The organism is Acinetobacter sp. ANC 3882, from assembly GCF_022549545.1.
Taxonomy (GTDB): Bacteria; Pseudomonadota; Gammaproteobacteria; order Pseudomonadales; family Moraxellaceae; genus Acinetobacter.
Map to the genome: position 1 here is coordinate 206515 of NZ_JAKZGB010000006.1, position 21341 is coordinate 227855.

Annotated in this window: 20 protein-coding genes; 4 read left to right on the plus strand and 16 right to left on the minus strand. The window is 39.0% G+C overall.

From position 1 onward, the window contains the following. Positions 1 to 116: 116 nt before the first annotated feature. Together MMO42_RS12960 and MMO42_RS12965 are read right to left on the minus strand one after the other, a co-directional pair. Entirely contained in the window at positions 117 to 644 is a 528-nt protein-coding gene (locus MMO42_RS12960) for a gamma carbonic anhydrase family protein (protein ID WP_241320826.1), read from the minus strand. A 25-nt stretch (positions 645 to 669) separates the two neighbouring features. Next, positions 670 to 1284: a CoA pyrophosphatase gene (locus tag MMO42_RS12965; protein ID WP_241320806.1), complete on the minus strand. Its 615-nt coding sequence runs from the start codon at positions 1282 to 1284 to the stop codon at positions 670 to 672. Positions 1285 to 1406: 122 nt separating this feature from the next. Here MMO42_RS12965 and MMO42_RS12970 point away from each other — a divergent pair, with 122 nt between their 5' ends. Beyond that, a complete protein-coding gene (locus MMO42_RS12970; RefSeq protein ID WP_005291927.1) occupies positions 1407 to 1955 on the plus strand; it encodes an NUDIX hydrolase in 549 nt (182 codons plus the stop codon). 37 nt (positions 1956 to 1992) lie between these two features. Here the strand turns inward: MMO42_RS12970 and MMO42_RS12975 are convergent, their stop codons facing one another. The 6 genes from MMO42_RS12975 to MMO42_RS13000 form a co-directional block, all read right to left on the minus strand. Next, entirely contained in the window at positions 1993 to 4008 is a 2016-nt protein-coding gene (locus tag MMO42_RS12975; protein WP_241320807.1) for a hypothetical protein, read from the minus strand. A gap of 19 nt (positions 4009 to 4027) precedes the next feature. Then, a complete protein-coding gene (gene filE / locus MMO42_RS12980) occupies positions 4028 to 5299 on the minus strand; it encodes a putative pilus assembly protein FilE (RefSeq protein ID WP_241320808.1) in 1272 nt (423 codons plus the stop codon). Continuing rightward, entirely contained in the window at positions 5299 to 6963 is a 1665-nt protein-coding gene (locus tag MMO42_RS12985; protein WP_241320827.1) for an outer membrane protein transport protein, read from the minus strand. The genes filE and MMO42_RS12985 overlap by 1 nt, the downstream gene beginning before the upstream one ends. A 15-nt stretch (positions 6964 to 6978) precedes the next feature. Beyond that, on the minus strand, positions 6979 to 8130 hold the full coding sequence (locus tag MMO42_RS12990) for a hypothetical protein (protein WP_241320809.1): 1152 nt from the start codon (positions 8128 to 8130) through the stop codon (positions 6979 to 6981). Between the two features lie 46 nt (positions 8131 to 8176). Continuing rightward, positions 8177 to 9010 carry a C39 family peptidase gene (locus MMO42_RS12995; RefSeq protein ID WP_241320810.1) on the minus strand — a complete coding sequence of 278 codons (834 nt, stop codon included), beginning with the start codon at positions 9008 to 9010 and terminating at the stop codon, positions 8177 to 8179. Between the two features lie 427 nt (positions 9011 to 9437). After that, on the minus strand, positions 9438 to 10409 hold the full coding sequence (locus MMO42_RS13000) for a DUF6160 family protein (RefSeq protein ID WP_241320811.1): 972 nt from the start codon (positions 10407 to 10409) through the stop codon (positions 9438 to 9440). A gap of 508 nt (positions 10410 to 10917) precedes the next feature. On the opposite strand from MMO42_RS13000, the gene MMO42_RS13005 reads away from it, so the two are divergent. Continuing rightward, positions 10918 to 12261, plus strand: a complete 1344-nt coding sequence (locus MMO42_RS13005) for a chorismate-binding protein (protein ID WP_241320812.1) — start codon at positions 10918 to 10920, stop codon at positions 12259 to 12261. A gap of 14 nt (positions 12262 to 12275) precedes the next feature. Here MMO42_RS13005 and hisC read toward each other — a convergent pair whose 3' ends face one another. After that, entirely contained in the window at positions 12276 to 13361 is a 1086-nt protein-coding gene (hisC, locus tag MMO42_RS13010) for a histidinol-phosphate transaminase (RefSeq protein ID WP_241320813.1), read from the minus strand. A gap of 60 nt (positions 13362 to 13421) precedes the next feature. Beyond that, positions 13422 to 14711, minus strand: a complete 1290-nt coding sequence (hisD, locus tag MMO42_RS13015) for a histidinol dehydrogenase (protein WP_241320814.1) — start codon at positions 14709 to 14711, stop codon at positions 13422 to 13424. 257 nt (positions 14712 to 14968) lie between these two features. Between hisD and MMO42_RS13020 the strand changes: the two genes are divergently transcribed. Together MMO42_RS13020 and MMO42_RS13025 are read left to right on the plus strand one after the other, a co-directional pair. Further along, positions 14969 to 15400: a carboxymuconolactone decarboxylase family protein gene (locus MMO42_RS13020; protein WP_241320815.1), complete on the plus strand. Its 432-nt coding sequence runs from the start codon at positions 14969 to 14971 to the stop codon at positions 15398 to 15400. A gap of 5 nt (positions 15401 to 15405) precedes the next feature. Continuing rightward, entirely contained in the window at positions 15406 to 16278 is an 873-nt protein-coding gene (locus tag MMO42_RS13025; RefSeq protein WP_241320816.1) for a sigma-70 family RNA polymerase sigma factor, read from the plus strand. 45 nt (positions 16279 to 16323) lie between these two features. Here the strand turns inward: MMO42_RS13025 and hisG are convergent, their stop codons facing one another. The 6 genes from hisG to MMO42_RS13055 form a co-directional block, all read right to left on the minus strand. Next, positions 16324 to 17013 (minus strand): ATP phosphoribosyltransferase, encoded by a 690-nt coding sequence (hisG, locus tag MMO42_RS13030; protein ID WP_241320817.1) that lies wholly within the window; start codon positions 17011 to 17013, stop codon positions 16324 to 16326. Continuing rightward, on the minus strand, positions 17010 to 18269 hold the full coding sequence (gene murA / locus MMO42_RS13035) for a UDP-N-acetylglucosamine 1-carboxyvinyltransferase (protein WP_241320818.1): 1260 nt from the start codon (positions 18267 to 18269) through the stop codon (positions 17010 to 17012). The genes hisG and murA overlap by 4 nt, the downstream gene beginning before the upstream one ends. A gap of 6 nt (positions 18270 to 18275) precedes the next feature. Beyond that, positions 18276 to 18527, minus strand: a complete 252-nt coding sequence (gene ibaG / locus MMO42_RS13040) for a BolA family iron metabolism protein IbaG (RefSeq protein WP_005151378.1) — start codon at positions 18525 to 18527, stop codon at positions 18276 to 18278. 137 nt (positions 18528 to 18664) lie between these two features. Continuing rightward, positions 18665 to 19006: a ribosome-associated translation inhibitor RaiA gene (gene raiA, locus MMO42_RS13045; RefSeq protein WP_004655596.1), complete on the minus strand. Its 342-nt coding sequence runs from the start codon at positions 19004 to 19006 to the stop codon at positions 18665 to 18667. Positions 19007 to 19178: 172 nt separating this feature from the next. Then, positions 19179 to 20627: an RNA polymerase factor sigma-54 gene (locus MMO42_RS13050; protein WP_005191413.1), complete on the minus strand. Its 1449-nt coding sequence runs from the start codon at positions 20625 to 20627 to the stop codon at positions 19179 to 19181. A gap of 191 nt (positions 20628 to 20818) precedes the next feature. Beyond that, on the minus strand, positions 20819 to 21154 hold the full coding sequence (locus MMO42_RS13055) for a hypothetical protein (RefSeq protein ID WP_241320819.1): 336 nt from the start codon (positions 21152 to 21154) through the stop codon (positions 20819 to 20821). Positions 21155 to 21341 lie beyond the last annotated feature (187 nt).

Below are 21341 nucleotides of genomic sequence, written 5' to 3' on the forward strand. Positions count from 1 at the left end.
AAAAGAGATAAAAAACGTGGGCTATCATACTCCACTCAAACACTATAGGCGAGTTATTGGCTTTTTATTGATCTAAAAACTTGCTAAAGCTGATCATTCGACTTAAAGACAATTCATTAAAAGCTAAATTCTTTCAGCTCCAAAAAGTTTTTATAATGTTCTGCATAATGTAAGGCACTTAAACGCAACCGCGCAGCACCCTGCTCATCTAGTGTTTTGACCACTTTACCGGGTGATCCCATCACCACAGAATTGTCAGGAATAACTTTTCCTTCAGGAATCAATGCATTTGCACCAATAATGCAATTCTTGCCAATCACCGCATTGTTCAAAATAACGGCATTCATTCCAATTAATGAGTTATCGCCAATGCTACAACCATGCAGCATCACTTTATGTCCAATCGTGACATATTCACCAATATTCAATTCAATCCCAGCATCGGTATGCAGTACTGCATTTTCCTGAATATTCGAAAAATTACCAATTCGTATCACGCAATTATCCGCACGAACCACAGCGCCAAACCAAATACTGACCTGACGACCCAATTCTGCTTGACCAATCACGGTTGCTGTTGGAGCAACCCAGCCATCCCAAGGTTCATGTAAAGCTTTTGGGCTCAATCCCTGATAGGTATACATCATGATAAATAACTCTTAAAAAAGATTAGAACTTAGATAAACCAAAATGAGGTGGATTGACCAAGAATGGCCAATTTTTTTGATAGCCCAAACCGTATTGAAATAAAGAAATCAGCATACGAGCCGTAAGACCCCACACAATTTCACTTTCCACCTGCATACTTGGAAAATAAAGCGACTGTCGGGCCAAGCGAACCTCATAAGGCAAAGGTGGTGCATCCATCAGTTCTTGTAATGGGGCAAAAAAAATTCGATCAATTTCGGTAGGTTGGGCAATTAAATCAACTTGGGCGGGGATTAGTCCAACAATCGGTTTGACAGATAAACCACTCCGTGCACGTTGTATCGGTAAGTCCCCCAGAAGTTTGACATCAAATGGATTGAGTGCTGTTTCTTCCTGGGCTTCACGCAAAGCGACTACAATATTACTAGTATCACTTGGATCGCGTTTTCCACCAGGAAAAGACACTTCTCCAGCATGTTGGGACAATTGCATCGAACGGCGTGTCAGTAACACTTTTGGTTGGATCTCTTCGGTAATTGCAATCAATACAGCAGCATCCGCCTGCTGGATTCGTTTGGAAAAACGCAACCGTTGTTGTAAAAGCTCTATTAACGATGGTTCTTCCATATGACTCATCTCTTTTTTTCTCTTGTTCCTTAATCAACATCATAGCTGAAATTTTCAGTGCAATCATAGATCATGATGCGAAGTCATCAAAATTCAGTTATGCTGAGCTATCTCTACGGCTGATGATAATTATGAGCTTTTGCGTTGCGTGTGGACATCAAACTGAAGCAAAAATTCCAATAGGTGATCACAAATCACGACTTGTCTGCACTCACTGTGGCAACATTCACTATGAAAACCCCAAGGTCATTTGTGGTGCATTGGCACTGTGGGACGATAAAGTTTTGCTGTGTCGTCGCGCAATCGAACCTCGTTATGGTTTGTGGACGTTACCTGCTGGCTACATGGAGTTGTTTGAAACCATGGAGCAAGGTGCCGCAAGAGAAACCCGCGAAGAAGCCGAAGCTGAAGTTGAGATTGAACAACTCTACTGTATGTACAATATCCCACGTATTGGACAAATTTATGTCTTATTCAAAGCACAATTAAAACAAGGTTTATTTGGTGCTGGCGAAGAAAGTATTGAATGCCGTTTGTTTGAAGAACATGAAATTCCTTGGACAGAACTGGCTTTTCCAAGTGTAGAACAAACGCTGAGACATTATTTTGCTGATCGTAAAAGTGGATTATTCCCAACACATTTAGAAACTTTGGGCACCCGACTTGACCACACGGGTTAAATAAAAAAGACCGCAGAAGCGGTCTTTTTATACTTACTTAAGATTTTATCTTAATGGCATTACAAGCAGGTATTTTTTGGTCTGCAATGCGAATACTCGCTGTTCCTTGATTACCTTTCGCAATTGCACGTTCTTGAGCTGTTGGTTCAACATACTTACTTTTATCAGTACCTTCTTTATCATAAACATTAATATAAGTAGTCAGATATAAACCATAATTATTCAACCAAGAAACTGTATTATTTGAAAAATTGGTAAGATTAATTCCCGTTGCTTGACCATTTAATAAATTATGTACATTAATTTTCGCACCGCTGATATTATTCTGCCCGTTTATTGAAGTAAAGTTCAAGCCAAGCAGTACCCCGTCAATAGCACCAAACTTTGGATTTGCGAAAATCATACGTACCGTAATCGATTTGTCATTTGCTGAATAGAGTGCACCACCAGTAGTACCCACTCGGTATTGAGTTACGCCGTATTCATCAATAAATGTACCATTTGTCTGTGACTCTGCTTTAGCACAATTACCCGACATATCTGTTGCAGTTGCATCTTTTTTAATATCGGTACGAATATCACCATGCTCATCGATCACAATCCCTAAATCGACTGGCGCAATACTTGTATCCTGGAATTTAAAAGTCAAAGTTGCATATAATGGAAATGCATAACGCTGCCCAGATCGAACGTTTGCTTCCGTTGTAAAAACATCTTTTGGTAAATAACTTGCTGGATTAACCTTAAAGACATCCGTTACACCTTTATAGTTGATACCAGCTACGCTTTGCTGCCATAAACCTAGATCTTTTGCGTTGTTAAACGGGTCTGTAGATTTAGCTTTGGTTAATTGTCGATAGACTGCCTCTGTACTTGCAATATTTGTTCCATTGATCAATTTACCCTGTGTCATTAACACATCTTCGACTGAATTATTATTTAATATGAAACGTAGCGGTTGGTTTGGATTAACCTCTTGATTAACTAGATTAAACCAATCCTTTTGCGCATTAACTTGCAACTTATCTGGTTTAGTCGTTCCAAGTAATGCAATAGGTGGTGATACAACATCATTGGTAATGATTGGACTTCCTCTCCACTGTTGGCCATAACCAATGATATATCCCTGACGATCTGTCAATAATTCAAACCGTCCCATCGAGTGTGTCAAGTTAGCGCCATTACCATTCTTAGTATTGAGACAATCCGCATAAAGCTCTCTATTACATCCAAACAGGCCATCGGGAAATACACCACTTCCCTCATTTGGCACTTCAACAACCGCACCATTACTTCCAGCTTTGAAAAGAGGTAATTCTGCATACCATACCCCCATATTACTTAGATTAAGTAATTGCGTGACGACAGCGAATGCCTGCTCATCATTGATTTTACTCACATCTAACCACGGTTTTAGAATCTCGGCATATGCGCCACTACTTAATTCAGTGACTCCAATATCTCTGCTTAGATTCACAAGCGTATTTTTCTTTTCAAGCGTAAACTCAATCGGTTGTATATCACCAATAATATTAAGGTCATCTACAATACTCTGGCTTTGAAAAATCTTAACCAAAGCCATTGCTACCCTGATCGTATCATCACTCATACTCAAATTTGCTGGAGTATTGCCAGTCAACCCCATTGCCAGATCAACAATTCTAATCCGAGCTGGCGTACCCATTTTCATTTTCGTTATTTTATCTAACTGAATCGTTCCTAGATTAATTTTTCGAGGACTCCCCTCTCCCTGTAAATAAAAAGTAATCGTATCTCCTAATTTACAAGCACCAGTAACCACGTTGCTATCTAACTTCGTTGCAAAATGATTGACTTTATCACTACTACAATCAAAGTTTAGACCAGCCACAGGATAGTCTAATACAAACTGTAAACAATCTGTTGCCGTAATATCACAACTGGTATTTGAGGTAACTCCTGTTACACCTTTTGTTGGATCCTCATTGATTTTGGCACTTTCACCACCACAACCATGTAGAAAAATAGCCAATGTTGAAAGAGCAAATGGCAATAATATTTTTTTGTTCATCATTGGTTAATCCTATCCATGCTTACTGTAAAACAGAAATTTTTATCTGTCCTTGATTCGTGAGTTCTTGTTCAGAAACATCGACTGCCGATGCTAATGGCGTCATCATGATATAACGAACATCTTGAGGTATTTTTATCACACCTTGAAGTGCAGAATGTTGCAACACTGTTCCAACAGTTTTACTATTTTTGAAGCCACTAACACCCTCTTCTATACAACCTTTTTCATCCAAAAATACAATGAGAGGCCAATAATAGACAGGTTTTTCATTACTCGACGCATATGAGTCAATTTGCATATATTGAATTGGGGTATCTAACTTTATCAATTCATATTCAAATTTTTCTTTAAGTGGCTTGCGTGGCCATAAACCAACATCCTTATTCAGTGACAGAGTTTTTATGGATTTTTTATAATCCTCTAAAAAACAACGATCATTTTCAAATGCTGATTTCAAATCTTCACTAGATAAACGAACATAAGTACTAGATAACGCAATAGGTGCTGTGGATTGCTGAGAGCGATTTAAAAGCTTGTCGAGGACTGAACGACTAACACCTTTTTTTCGTTCAATCGTCTCCAAACGTCCTGTACCATCAGGCATAGTGTAAAAGCGTTTTTTACCGTCTAGATTAAATTCTTGATTTTCTAAATATTCATTATTCACATAATCAACACCATCAACTTGACTAAATCCAGTCGAAACATCAGTTTCTTTAGGTGTAGCTATATTTGTTTGTGATATCTGGGATTTATTTACAACTATTGCTTTACTCTCAAGAATCGGTTTGTCTATCACCGAAGTATTTGTTGCTCCTTGAGTTACAGCTGGCTTTTCAACTTTCGCAGGAAGGGACTTTTCTAAAACAGTAGGAACAACCGTCTTGTTTTTAGATGAGATAGTAGATTGCTCAATAACTTTGGGCACTACAATCTGTTGTGAATGGACAGGTTCTACAACTTCAACCTTCTGAATTATATTGAGTTGCTTTTGTTTAGATTCTAATTGCTGAACATCATCTGCTTTTTGCTGATTAAGTGTCGGTGGAATCTTCTTCTCAGTATTATTATTTTGAATAATAGGTGGAGGAAGCTTTTCACTATTCACTGGTTGCGTATGCTTATTAGGCTCTGGTTCTTTTTTTGCAACTTTCATAGGCACAACCATTGGACGACCATCTGGCCCAATAATTGTATAAAAACCATCTGCATAAACAGTCGAAGCACTTGATACCATCAAAAATAGCAATGAAATAGCAAGTGTCGATTGTTGAGTCTTTTTCTTTTGCATTACCATCTTGTTCTGTAGTTAATCCCAAGTAAAGTTACTTTTGTATTTGTTTTTACATTCAAGCCAGCATAAGGGTTTAATAAAAGATTATTCACGCCAGTTTGGTTTGAAAGGCTACTTGTGTTTGCAGGAATATCATCACGACTGCGTAAAAAACCAAGTGATAAATCTAAATCCGTATCCTGATCAAAACGATAACCTATTCCTAAACCGAATAATTGCGCATTGTTAATCGGCACCATCGTATTTCGCTTATCATCGGGGATAGAACTAGTCCGCGGTTCATACCCCATACGTAACTTCAGTCGATCAGTTGCAGAATACTCTAAACCAATCCCCCAACGCCACGAAGATTGGAATTTAAGCGGTAAGGCAAGAGATCTGTCTGTGACATCATTTGATAGAAGCTTCGCAACTTTCAACAGCGAAATCTGCCGATCAAACTCAAATTTAAACTTATCCCAAGCAGAGAAATCAGTCCACCCCAAATCAAAATTCACTTGTAAATCTGGAAATATTTTATATTTAATCCCGGCTTTAAAGTGTTGTGGATACTTAAAATCCATTGCAAGTAAACCAGACTCCACTGGAGGTGCATAGCCTGGGAATCCTAAAATTGCAGCAAGAATTTGACCTGTAGCGGATGAGTTCAATCCAGCAATTAATTGTTGTGGTGCTTCGGCAACATTAATTAAATATTTGCCCTTTAAACGCATCTTTGCTTCACTTTGGTACACCATCCCGAAACTAAAATCGTCGGTAGGTTCCCAAAGTAATCCCAAGTTATAACTTGGACTCAATGATTGCTCTAAAGAAACATCCAAAGAACCCACTTTACTAAAAGGATCCATTCCTTCCTGGGCATTACATATCCCAAAAAGTAAAAGGTCGGTAATGATGTCCCCATTCTGTTTAAATGGTCCACAAACAACTTCATCGACCATACGCAATACCCCAATGAGTTCATTCGGGAAACGTAAATCAGTTTTCATTGCAATGGCTTGATATGACATGCCAAATGAAGCACCTAAATATAAGTGATCATTCACCTGATAACCAAATGAAGGAGATAAATAGGTTATACGTTCTAATGCAACCTGTTGTCCCATATAGTTACTGGGATTACCATCTTCTGCCCCAAAACCAGCAACTAGCGGCGCATATACGGCCGTCGCATAAGTCACTTTTGAGCCTGGTGGTTTATATGAAATACCTGCTGTAGGAGCAACCAATGGTGAGTTAGGCCCCAAATCTACAATTTTCTTTAAAACAGGAACATAAATACTGGCATATTCAACATCACCACTCACAGTCCCTTTGAAATCGGTACAAATATTTGCATCGATTTCTGGACCATCATTACAGACTAATGGATCATCCGAATAACCAAAAACGTTATAACCTGCTGGCGCTGCATAATCTCTTTTAATCGCAAAATTAGCCAGAATCCCCTGTACATCTGTTTGCAGTCCATCCAGCTTAGCCAATGCTGCTGGGTTAAAGTGAACTGCACTAATGCCTGGTGGATCAGCGGTTACAGCATTCCCTAATGCTAAAGAACGTAAATCTACTGATAAGTCTTGTCCGAGTTGTGCATGGGTAGCACTCGATAGCCCAGCAAAAAGAATTGCTATCGTTAATGGACATAATTTAAGGTTTTTCACCATTATTACATCTCCTTAACGAACTTTTTTACCAAAACCTATGATATCAAGCGGGAAAGACAGGCCAAGTGATACATCTGGCGCATCTTCAGTTAAACCAATTCCCACAGTACCATTTACAATTGTTTCAGGAGATACGCGCACCCCTAAAGCAAATGACAACATCGCACTACTCTGGTCAGCAGATTTATAACTCTCATCATTTTCGAAATAGAATTTTGCGCCAGTGTTAAAGCTTTGTTGATATGACATGGTCAAAGACACGTCATAGTTAAAGGAATAAGCAAAACCAAAAGAGAAACCACCGCTCAAACCTGGGTCAAAACTCTCTAAAACTCGACTGCCACGCAATTGGTTGAGTCCAGACTCTTTTAAACCATAACTGGTTGAAACAGAAGCAAATAGAACAACAGGGTCGATATACTTACGGGTACTTGCCCCAGCGCCTACAGAATAATAACCTTTACCGGTTGATAGCTCATCCACCCCTACTTCATAAGGACTATCGCCGGTTTTAGTCGATAAGCTACCAAACAGAACTAAAGGTAATCGGCCCTGTTTTAATGGAAAAGGTTCCCAACGTGCACCAAAGTTAATATCCCCTAACCCAGCAGTAGTTTGGTCTTTCAATAATTCTTTTTTCGCAACAAAAGGTAATGAAGCAGATAGTGTTACATTGTCCAATAAACCGTACTGAACTGTAAAAGTGTTGGTTAAAGTATGGTTTGCATCTTCTTCAACACGCAATCTAGATAATGAACTATTGCTATCATTCAATGCTAGATCAAGACGGCTATCTCGATAATAGGTGTAGTCTAAATCATAATAAGATGAAAAAATGCCTTTCTTAATTAAAGAGTACTGACGCTCATTTGAAGTAAATACTTCCTGTAAATTTGTTTCCTGCGTAGCATCACTTTCTTTTTTCTGTAAAGCACTTGCAGCTTGATCAGCCTGACTACTTTCACTCACGGGGCTAGCTTCAACCACTGGACTCACTGGATTTTCAGCAGCGACTGTATTTGCCTGTGCCCCATCTACCGATGCCTTATCTGCTTCTGCTATCACAGGCTCGACAGGTGATTGTTGTTCTTCTGCGTAAAGTGTTGAAGTGATTGCGCTTAAACTTAACGCTAACACACTCATATTCATCCATGTACGATTCATTTTACTTTGCATCCTATTACATTAATTTTACTGATTTTTTCTAAACTTACTTCCGCTTGTAATATAAGCGCATATAGGTCGTAATTGGTTGGTTATAAGTTTCTGAAGTAGGATCAGCATCCAACACTCTACGCATTGTTGAGGCTTTATCAGCAAGGTGTTCAAACTTTTGCGTTGGAAATTGAATTTCAGCAAGGGCATACCGATTTACTGTTGCATCCTCAACATGACGCATATCGGCATCTTGTAATGCTAATAAGCTCTTTTGATATTGCTGCGGAATATCCACAATAAATAATGTATTGTTATCCCATATTTCCTTAAATCGAGTTTCATCAAAACTAATATTGCCTAACGCTGGATCAGCAACATAAACTCTTCCATCTTTATATGCTTTATATACAACAAAATGTTTAAAGCCCGCATAAGTAATAGGAACAATCGCTGGTTGCTTTAATGAAATAAGATCTGAAAACTCCCCACGATAACCTCCACTATTAATCCCTAAAGCGGAGACAAAACGTTTCATATCTAATAAAGAAAAGCTACGGCGCTCAATAATCCGTTGATACTCGCCATACTGAAGTAAACCGCTCATTGTTTGTTGTTCAGTTAAACGCAGTCCCCCATAACCATTTAATAGTGTCGTTAACGCGGCCGAACCACAACTATAATCATAAGCTTGGCGTACAATCCCTCTAAACTGATTTTCCACTGCGGGCTTAATAACAACAGCTTCACGGTGGTTTCGAGTAAAGGAAGGGTAACGAGAATCCAAGGTTTCTGTGTAATAAACAGACCCCTCTGGTTTTTTTTCTATTTCAAAGGCTTGCGTTGTAAAGTAATACATCAATGCCGAGCCTAAAGCGATCTCTAACATAAGTCTCTTTTTCTAACAATGGCAGCACTTGCCTTATTCATTTTATTTTTAGTGTCGATGACACTACATCCCTGCAAGATGAAGATACCTTCTTTTATAAGAAAATACATCTTTTTTTTGGTTTTTTTTGACAGAATGTTATTTTTTTTATTATTACAGCTACAATTTGACAAATATTGCGTTTAAGCAAACATTTTTATAACAATAATTTATATGGTGCTTATAAATTTTATAAATTATAGCTGTTAATTTGAGTTAAAAGCTTAGAAAATTATATGCATAAAATAACAAAAAATGGTTCAAACTCTTAAAATTAAATTATAAAGAAGCAAATGTTTTTTCTTTTAGTGAACAGAACCTAGTTTTGATAAACCTCATTTTAAAAACAAAAAAAGCGCAAAATGCGCTTTTTTTGTTTGATAACTGATTAGTGACCAGAAATCGTGATTGCTGCACCGCTACCACCAGCATATGTAGTTTTTAAACCTTGGATCTCTACATCGCCAATTGAACCAGCAGTTTTGCTACCTAAGTGAACACCTTTGATATAAATATCAGTACCTGTCGCAGGTGCTTTGCTGATAATTTTCAGGTAACCATCATTCGCTGCTGCTGCACTTTCACCAACTACGCTAATGTCAGTATTAATGCTTAAGCTGTTCACACCGTGATCAGCCACTTTAATGCTATCAAGGTGAATTTCACCAGCAACAGTACTTGCAACACCAGTTAAAGTCGTTTGACCAATTGTTGATTTATCCAAAATACCAAGGTTTGTAATTTCCAAACCACTCGCTAATGTAGTGTTTAATTTGATCATTGCACCTTGAGGAGCAGCACCTAACTGAATGTTCGCATCCATTTTACCTGTTTTAATACTTAAACCAGATAAGATTGCATTGTAGTTAGCGGCATCGTTACCACGTTGAATATTTGTTGTTCCTGCAGTACCAGAAGCAGAAACACCAATTTCACCAAGAGTAATATTCAAACCAGATACTTTTGCTGCAACGTTAAGGAACGCACCGCCATTTGCAGCAGTACCAGCATCTGTATCAATCGTTAAATCAGCCAAGTTATGAGAAGCTAATAATTCAGCACCTGAGTTATCAGTATTTGGTGTAATAGAAATATTGTTAACTACGATTGCACCAGCAGTTGCGGTACCACCTGCACCAATTACACCTGCAGCACCAGTCGCACCACCATTGTCAGCATAACCATCATTATCATGAATTAATAATTTGTCGATCGTAACAGATGTAATACCAAGACCAATATTGATACCATCTTGACCTGTTGCAGCGCTTAGTGCAGCATCATCCATTGACTGCATAGCCATTGCATTTGCGCTAATCGCCATTGAAGAAACTAAAGCTAGTTTAGTAAACATTTTCATTGAGCACTCTCCCAAGAGCATTTATTTTTTGACTTACACTACTCTAAACTGTCCACGGTCGTTTTATTCTTAAATGACAACTTGAACTTCCAATCCTTGAGTAGTTCGCTTAGCAATTACTAAATTACCTGTTTGTTATTTTATGTTCAACTCCTGTTAACTGCTTTTTAGCTACAAACCGACAAACGGCATATAAAACACTCAACTCCATTTTTTATAAAAAAGCAGTACAATAAATTGTAATCATTGAGTATTTTTCAAAGACTTTTTTTTACACTAAATTCAAATCTGAATAGTTTTACCATTCATCACGTCAAAATTCTGATAAGAAGCGTTAACAAAAACACTTTTTTATTTTTTATTTGATAAACACATCATTTATTTTATCTAAGCAATCTAACCCAAATTCTATCTACGTTCAGCATAAGCTTTGATAAAAAACAGCCCGAACTTTTTGGATGTAGTACAATTCCTTTCTCCAAATGTAGATATCAGTCTTTCCGTTTATATGTCCTATTTTGAGCTAAAACTTAACACACAACTTACTTCTGCATTTGACCTTCTTTCTCGCCTTTATGATTTAACAGGATTGGTCTATTTATACGACCAAAATACGCCAACCATCGCCTTTTTACCCCAAGAACTGTTAATTTCTCAAAATTCTAAACTGCAACAAGTTCAACAAATACACTTCAATCAATATCAAATAAAATCAGATCCAGCTTCACTTTTAGAGTTCTGCAAATTCCATCAATCCTCTAATACCACCAATACTAAGGGCTTTCATGGGGGTTATATTGGCTTCTTTAGTTATGACTACAGTGCCAACCAATTTATTGAAATTGATGCTCATCCACAGCCAAATTTTTTCTTAGGACGATACTCAAGCTTTTTAAAATTTAAAGAAGATGCTTGGTATTTTTATAGTAATGAAGAGCAAGCTGAGTATATTTATCAAGAAATTTTGGATCGGATCAATCAACCCAAACAAATTCCAGCACTTTCTTTAGACCAGCAATGCCGCCCGCGTTGGTCCAAACCAGAATATTTAAGTGCTTTTGATCAGGTACAGGAATACATCAAAGCGGGTGATTGTTATCAAATTAACTTGACTCAAGAATTTACCGCACAAGCACAAGGTTCACTTTTGAGCCGTGCCGATGAATTATGGAAACTGACCCACGCACCTTATGCAGGTTATCTTAAATTAGCTGATTTTGAACTGTTAAGTTGTTCACCTGAACTATTTATTGAATTTCAGGCCAATCGACAAATAAAAACACGCCCAATCAAAGGCACGATGCCGCGCTTTGATGACCCACAACAAGATCAGATTTCAAAAGACAAACTCCGTAATTCTGAAAAAGATCAGGCTGAGAATGTTATGATTGTAGATCTGCTCCGCAATGACTTGAGTGTCTATGCTGAAACAGGGTCTGTCAAAACCACCAAACTATTTGAAATAGAAAGTTTCAATCAAGTTCATCACATGGTCAGTGAAATCACGGCAAGCTTAAAATCTGAAATCAATCCAATGCAGATGCTCTTATCTGCCCTACCAGGTGGTTCAATCACAGGTGCACCGAAGATTCGTGCCATACAAATTATTGAAGAGTTAGAAGGTGCACCGCGTGGTGCTTATTGTGGCAGCTTAGGTTATTTTAATTTCGATGGCACAGGCAGTTGGAATATCTTGATTCGCAGTATTCAAAAATATCAGGATCAAATATCCATGTGGGCGGGTGGCGGCATCACCATCGCTTCTGATGCGGAAGCCGAATATCAGGAATGCTTTGATAAAATTTCTGCCATGCTTGATTTGCTCAATACATGGCAGGCTTCTAAACAGTAAACTTCAATACAGATTTATAAAATTTGCGTTTTCAGTATATCCACTAGACGCTGATTTTGTTCATCTGTACCAATCGTGATACGCAAAAATTGATTAATTCGCGGTTTATTGAAATAACGCACAATAACCCCCTGCTCACGCAATTGTTGAGCCAGTTGAGCAGCATCATATTCTGAATGTGTGGCAAAAATAAAATTGGCTTTCGATGGCAATACATCAAAACCTAAAGCAGTGAGATCACCCACCAATTTTTCTCGGCTCTCAATCACTTTGGCACATTGCGCTTCAAAATAAGCTTGATCTTCAAATGAAGCTACGGCTGCTGCAATGGCAAAGCGATCGATTGGATAGGAGTTAAAACTATTTTTCACTGCCTCGAGTGCTGCAATCAAATGTGCTTGTGCAATCGCAAAACCAACACGTAACCCTGCAAGTGAACGTGATTTCGAAGTGGTCTGACAAACAACTAAATTTTCATAACGATTGACCAATTGCACCGCTGACTCAGCACCAAAATCGACATAAGCCTCATCAATCACAACCACACGATCTGGATTCGCCTTAAGCACATGTTCAATCTCATCTAAACCAAGCGCAATACTGGTTGGTGCATTTGGATTGGTGATGATAATGCCGCCATTTTCCTGTTCATAATCCGATACATCAATTTCGAATTTTTCATTCAAAGGAATCTGCTTGGTTTGTGTTGCAAAAAACTGACTATAAACAGGATAAAAACTATAGGTAATATCTGGATAGAGAATCGGTTCTTTCTGGATAAAAAAAGCTTTAAAAATATGTGCCAATACTTCATCCGAACCATTGCCTACAAACACTTGAGCTACATCAACATGTTGTTGATTGGCAATCGCTTGTTTTAAAGCGTTTGCATCTGGATCTGGATATAGACGTAAGGCATCGGCTTGTTCAACTAAAACTGCCTGTACAGCCTCCACCACTTTTGGTGATGGTGGATATGGATTTTCATTGGTATTGAGTTTGAGTAAGTTCTGAATCTTAGGTTGCTCACCTGGTACATAAGGCTCTAATTCACGAACCTCTGGACTCCAAAAACGCATTTGTTCTGCTGTAAACGTCATTGTTCTACTCTCATGTATCCTAAAAAGGGGCTAACCAGCCCCTATCAATCTTTGAATCGGTTATTGGTAACGATAACGGGCTGAGCGCGCATGGGCATCAAGATTTTCTTGCACTGCCAACACATCCGCGGCTTTTGCCAAGCTCTTCACACCCTCTTCAGAGCACATGATCAAGCTAGAACGCTTCTGGAAATCATACACACCAAGTGGTGAAGAAAAACGTGCCGTCCCCGATGTCGGTAAGACATGGTTTGGACCTGCACAATAATCACCAATGGCTTCTGGTGTATAACGCCCCATAAAGATCGCCCCTGCATGACGAATCTCCTGACTCATCAATTCAGCCTCATCAAGACAGAGTTCTAAATGCTCTGGTGCAACCTGATTAATCAGTTCAATCGCTTCTGCACGATTTTTTACCAGCACCAACGCACCACGATTTTGAATCGACGTTTTGGCAATTTCTGCTTTTGGCAATTCCGTTAAATGTTTTTCAATCGCGGTTTCAACTGCATTTAACAGCGTTTCATCTGGCGTAATGAAAATGGCTTGCGCAACGGTGTCATGCTCTGCTTGAGACAATACATCCATGGCTAGCCATTCAGCATTATTTTCACCTTCGGCATACACTAAAATTTCCGAAGGTCCTGCAATCATGTCAATACCAACTTGGCCAAACACCGCACGTTTTGCCGCTGCGACAAATCGATTGCCAGGTCCCGTAATTTTATCTACCGCTGGAATGGTTTGTGTTCCATACGCCAATGCGGCAACGGCCTGCGCACCACCGATAGTAAACACTCGACTCACGCCTGCCAAATAGGCAGCGGCCAACACCAATGGATTCAACTCACCATTTGGCGCAGGAACCACCATAATAATTTCAGGAACACCTGCTACATGTGCAGGCAAAGCATTCATGAGTACCGACGATGGATAAGAGGCTAATCCACCTGGCACATAAATTCCAACACGATCCAGTGGTGTAACTTTCTGACCTAAGGTATTTCCCAGATCATCGACATAAGTCCAACCTTCCTGCTTTTGTGCCTGATGGAAAGAACGAATGCGTTTTGCGGCAAGTTCTAATGCTTCACGAATTTCAACACTTAAACCATCAAATGCAGTTTTAAGCTGTGTTTGAGTCAGTTCTAGGTCAGAGAATTGATGCGCTGGATGTCGATCGAACTGCTGCGTTAATTTAAGCACATGATCATCACCATGCTGACGTACATCAGCAATAATTTGATCTACAGTTTGTATTAATTGAGGATCATTAACCGTTTCAAATGCTAGAAGTTCAGCAAATGTCTGTTTAAAATTTTGATCCTGAGTCGATAAACGTCGCATCAATTTACCCACAAGGCGAAAAAGAGAACGCTAAGTTTACTCTTTTTCAGTAAGCTTGTGGGCACAATGTAGGCTAAAAAAATCAATGGGAAAGAATGAGTTCTTCGATCACCCCATCATTCTACTTTTATTTGCTTAATCAAAATATTTAAGCAACAAGAACAAAAAGTTAAAAATTATTTTACGTCCCGTGTCACAAAGCAAAAGGCTGACTCGTCAAATAAGTACCTATTTTGATTTTAATCAGGAACACGACAATGACGACGCTCAACATTCATCCTAAAAAACATTTACCAGAATCAATTCACCACCTCTATCAGGTTCATCAAAATATTCTCGACTTGGACCTGCTTGCTCGCTCGCTTTATCATCTTGTTCTATTACGTGCCTCGCAAATCAATGGCTGTGCTTTTTGTGTGAAGATGCATATTGCAGAAGCCTTGGCAGATGGTGAAGTACAATCACGCTTGGATCGTTTGGTGGTATGGCGACATTGCAATGATTACACTGATCAGGAAAAAGCAGCCCTTGCCTGGGTTGAAGCATTGACCACTTTACATACGCTCACCGATTATGAACCGTTACGCTTGACCCTGTTGAAACATTTCAATGAAGCACAAATTTCAGCTTTAACTTTACTGATTGGCATGATTAATTTATGGAACCGCATTGCAATTTCACAGCATTAACGTCAATGAAAGCGCCAGACATGATAAGCCAACATGATTTAAATCTTTTTGAGGCAAGCCGAACGTTTCTGTTCGGCCTTGCTTACCGACTGTTAGGCACAACCAGTGATGCTGAAGATGTCTTGCAGGATATCTTTATAAAATGGCAACAACAATCTAAACAAGATATTATCAATCCTCAAGCGTGGCTGACGACAGTATGCACACGTCACTGCATCGATTTACTTCGTGCTCACCATCGAGCTAGAACTGAATATACCGGAACATGGTTACCTGAACCCTATCATCATATAGAAACGCTCTCGATCGAATCCGACTATTCGCTCTCTACGGCCTTCCTTTTGGTTCTTGAAAAGCTCTCAGTCAAAGAACGGGCAGCTTATTTATTACATGACATCTTTAATCTTGACTATGTTGAAATTTCGGAAATCCTTCGGGAGCAACAAAGTAATTGTCGGCAACTGGTCGCCCGTAGCAGAAAACGTATCTCAGATGAACCTAATGTTCTCTCAAATCATCCTACTCAGCAGCAAATCAACTTACTCAATGCATTCAAAGTCGCCATTCATTCACATGATCTAGATCAATTAACACAATTACTCAGTGAAGATATCCAATTTGCAGCAGATGGCGGTGGTAAGGTCTCAGCGATTCGTCAGCCTTTCATCGGCCAACCTGCTATATTGCGTTTCTTTGAACGCTTGCTTTTTAAGGCGTGGAGTGAACTCTCTTGGGAAATGTGCCACCTTAATGGTGGTGTTGGTTTCAAACTCTATGACTCAACCCATTGTTGTGTCATGGTACTGACTTTCGCTTTCAATGATCAGCAACAACTGCAAAGCATCTATTCTTTACGTAATCCAGAAAAACTCAAATAAAAAGGCCAACCGAAGCTGACCTTTTTATTCAATTCCATCTAAAACTTAGTTTTGACGTGCTTTAATGGCTTGTTCAAGTTGCGTCAAAATTGGATTTAAAACGGCTTGCTTACGTTTAAAACTGGCCTTATTGACGATTAAACGTGAAGAAACTTTGCAAATTTCTTCTAATGGCTCCAAGCCATTGGCACGTAAAGTATTGCCCGTATCCACTACATCGACAATGTAATCACCTAACCCAACCAAAGGTGCAAGCTCCATTGATCCGTATAGCTTAATTACATCAACTTGCTCACCGAGGCTTGCATAATATTGACGAGTTAAGTTGACATACTTGGTCGCGATCTTTAAACGGCCTTTTGGACGTTCCATGCCGATTTTACCCGCCGTCATCAACTTACAATTGGCAATTTTCAGGTCAAGCAACTCATAAACATGTTGTGCGCCATGTTCCATCAATACGTCTTTACCCGCTACACCAAAGTCTGCCGCACCATTCTCAACATAGGTCGGAACATCAGAAGCACGTAAAATCAAAATACGAACTTTTTTGTGTGTCGTTGGAAAAATCAATTTGCGTGATTTATCTGGATCTTCAAGTAAATTGATACCTGCCTTTTCAAGCAAGGGTAATGTTTCCTTTAAGATACGACCTTTACTGAGTGCTAAAGTTAAACCATGATCAAAATTGCCCATTACGTCAAAATTTGGATCATCGTTTCTTAAGTCATTCATCCTTTTACTCGCTTAATCTGAGCACCTAAACTTTGCAATTTTTCTTCCACATGTTCGTAGCCACGATCAATGTGATAGATGCGGTCAACCAGAGTTTCACCTTCAGCCACCAAGGCAGCTAAAACAAGTGAAAATGAAGCACGTAAATCAGTTGCCATGACAGGTGCAGCCTGAAGTGTTTCCACACCTGTAACCACCGCATCATGCCCTTCAACTTGGATGTTAGCACCCATACGTGAAAGTTCTGGGACATGCATAAAACGGTTTTCGAAAATGGTTTCAGAAATCGTTGCAAAACCACGACCAATCACATTGACTGCCATAATTTGCGCTTGCATATCGGTTGGGAATTCTGGATGCGGTAATGTTCTAAAGCTCACTGCTTTAGGACGTTTGCCCTGCATATCCAACTCAATCCAGTCATCACCACGAGTGACTTCCGCACCCATTTCTTCGAACTTATCCAATACTGCTTCTAACAATGCAGGATCGGTATGCGTCGTTTTAACTCGTCCACCAGTAATAGCCGCCGCAGCCAGATATGAACCCGTTTCGATACGGTCAGCAACAACAGCATATTCGCAGCCATGTAAGCTTTCAACACCCGTAACAACAAGCGTATCAGTATCTAAACCTTCAATTTTAGCACCCATCTTAATCAGCATTTGCGCAAGATCGGTGATTTCTGGTTCACGAGCAGCATTACGAATTGTGGTCACGCCATCAGCTAACGCAGCAGCCATCAAGATATTTTCGGTACCACCAACGGTCACCATATCAAAAACAACTTCACCACCTTTTAAACGACCATCAACCGAAGCATGGACATAACCATTTTCAACTTCAATCTGTGCTCCTAAAGCTTCTAAAGCTTTTAAGTGTTGATCCACTGGACGTGAACCAATCGCACAGCCACCTGGTAATGATACTTTGGCATTACCATAACGCGCCAACAATGGACCAAGCACTAGAATAGATGCACGCATGGTTCGTACAAGTTCATACGGTGCAAACTGGTTATCTAATGTTGATGCATCAGCACAAACCGTTTCACCTTCATAACTCATGGTCACACCAAGACCAGCAATCAACTTAACCAATGTATTTACATCTTTTAAATTGGGTACATTGGTGAGCGTAATCGGAGAGTCAGCAAGGATCATTGCTGCAAGTAAAGGTAAAGCTGCATTTTTAGCACCAGAAATGCGTACTTCACCTTCGAGCTTAACACCGCCCGTAATTAAAAATTTATCCATTAATATTTAAGCTCCGAAAAGGCTTGCTTTGCGCCATTCGTCTTTTGTCATTGCGCGAATCGTCACAGCGTGAACTGCACCACTCGCAATATAAGAATTTAGAGGTGCATAAACGGCTTGTTGACGAGCAACGGTACGCTTACCTTCAAACTGATCATCCACAATACGAAGGTCAAATTTCCCAGCTTGACCGCTCACTGCTACTTCTGCTTCAGGGAAAGCTTCTTTTAAAATTTGCGTGAGCTGCTCACTATTCATTACAAGGCCTCTTATACAACCATTGGTGTAAAACCAGCTATTTTACTATAACTTTTTCACATAATTCAGTAAGCAGTTTCTTTTTTTATCAATAAAAAAAGAGGCTTCACAAAAAGCCTCTTATATAAAAATAAAAATTAACTCAAAAGTGCCAATTCATGCTGATACGAACATTGAATTTTTCGATGTTTCGCCAGCTGGCGTTTTAATTTATCTGTCAGTTTTCGAATCGAAGTATACATATCATCGGCTGTCGCCTGTGCAAACAGTTCTACCCCCGGCAAACGTATAATCGCTTCAGCGATATGATTTGCACTACCTTTGTGTGAACGTTTGTCAATTTGATGATCTTTAGCCAGCTTGATTTGCATACTATTGACCTGATCTAGATGTTTGGTCATTTGACTAAACTTTTCTTTTATATTTTCTTCAATGGCTGGTGTAATGGTTAAATGGTGCCCACGAATCGTTATTTGCATAATTCTATCCCTCACCTTTTTCTCAGGATACAAGAAAATCGCTTAAGCAAACTTAATGCACATTATTAGTGGTTCAACATCCATTAAATCATTTCAGCGATTCCTCTAGTGATCATTAAAAAAATTCATTATTCCGTAATAATGAACACCTAGAATAGTCACACCTTCAAATTTAGATCAAGACTTTTCTTTCAGAAGATGAGGCAATATGTAACGATTCACGATATTTTGCTACCGTGCGTCGAGCGACCTCAATCCCTTCATTCTTCAACATTTCAGCAATTGCATTATCCGACAAAGGCTTACGCGGATTTTCACTCGAAACGAGTTTTTTAATCATTGCACGAATGGCAGTCGATGAAGCTTCACCACCTGTTGTTGTTCCCACATGACTCGAAAAGAAGTATTTCAATTCAAATAAACCACGTGGTGTCAGCATATATTTATTGGTTGTCACACGAGAAACCGTTGATTCATGTAATTCAACTTCCTCTGCCACATCACGAAGCACCAAAGGTTTCATTGCTTCTGGACCTTGCTCCAAAAAAGCTCTTTGATGTTCTACAATACAGGTCGCCACTTTCAACAAAGTCTTATGACGTTCATCAATACTCTTGATAAAATTCTTCGCTTCCAGCATTTGATTGCGCAAATAAACGTTATCATCACTTTGGTCAGCTCGACGAATCATCCCTGAATAAAAAGAATTGATCCGTAATTTAGGTAATACATCCGGATTCAGCTGAACTTGCCAATGTTGATCTTTCTTCGACACCACTACATCAGGGACTTGGTATTCAGATTCTTGTTGATTGAACTCCAGTCCAGGATATGGCTTTAAAGTTTTTAACAAATCAACGGCACTTTTTAATTGCTCTTTAGATAACCCCGTTTGCTTTAACAACTTATTCAGGTCATTCGAAATCAGTAACTCGTAATATTTCAATAAATTTCTAGCTTCAGCTAGATAGGGAACTTTGTCATTAAAAGTTTCTAGTTGAATTTTCAAACATTCTGCTAAATTTCTTGAGCCCACACCAATAGGATCGAGGCGTTGAATATGTTTTAAAACAACGATGATCTCATCTTGCTCAACCTCTTCTTCACTCTCCATTTCCTGTAATAAACGAGAGACAGCGAGTAAAATATCGTCTAATTCTGCGTCTAAAAAACCCTTATCATCCAAAGAATCTACGATGCAATATGCAATCAGCTTGTCTACAGTGGAAAAATGCAAAAGATTGACTTGGTCTAAAATATGTTCTTTCAGGCTTAGTTGTACCTGACGATTATCTTCTCTTTCTTCATATTCTGGTGATGCCAAAGCAGTCGATTGATGGGTATAAATATCATCCCATTCAGTATCAACAGGTAAATCATTCGGCAGATGATCGGCATTCAGTTCAGTGGTTAAGTCCCCATTCTCTTTTTCCTCTAGCGAGGAAAGACTCTCCGTTGTTCCCATATCTTCTATTTTTTCAAGTAAGGGATTACTATCTAACTGGATTTGAATTTCTTGTTCGAGTTCTAAACTTGAGAGTTGTAAAAGACGTATCGCCTGCTGTAATTGAGGAGTCAACGATAAACTGTTCGCAACTTTCAATCCAACAGATAATTTCATAGTCTTTCCTTTTATAAGATAAGCAAAAAACATGCCTATAAAAATATTTATAACATAAAGCAATGTTTACGCATATAAGGAAAAAGCTTTTCAACTGACTTGTTTGTTCAAAAAAATAGCAAAAATATAAATATTTATTCGAATTGAGTTCTTGTCACCGCCTATTTAGCAAACATGTGAACAACATAGAATTATTTTAGATTTTGCTGCTTAAGACATTCTATCATTTCATCCAATACTTTCTGCCCCATCGTTGTTCGCACAAGCTCATTTAAATCCCCTGCTAAAAAGCCAGACCAAGTTGTGCTCGTTGAACCGGAAGACATTGCATATCGCCCACAAGCAGACCACACCTTTTGGTCTGATGTAATAGAAGCTAAATACAGCTCCCCTTCAGGATCATCCAATATCCATTCGCGAATAACTCTAGGTGCTTGATATTGTTGCTTAGGTTTTTCCAACCACGTCCATACTAAAAAACCTAAATAGACAATTCCAATAGCTGATAAAAGTGTATGGAAAATCATGTCAGTCCTAATATTATTTCTTATTTACATTTAATCAGGATAAAATAGCACAACTCTTTAAATATTGACTTATATTTCCTTTTCTTCCGCGCATAAAAAACACCCCTCAACGTTAGTTGAGGGGTGTTAGTATTTAAAAGCTGGCGATGACTTACTCTCACATGGCAAGTGCCACACTACCATCAGC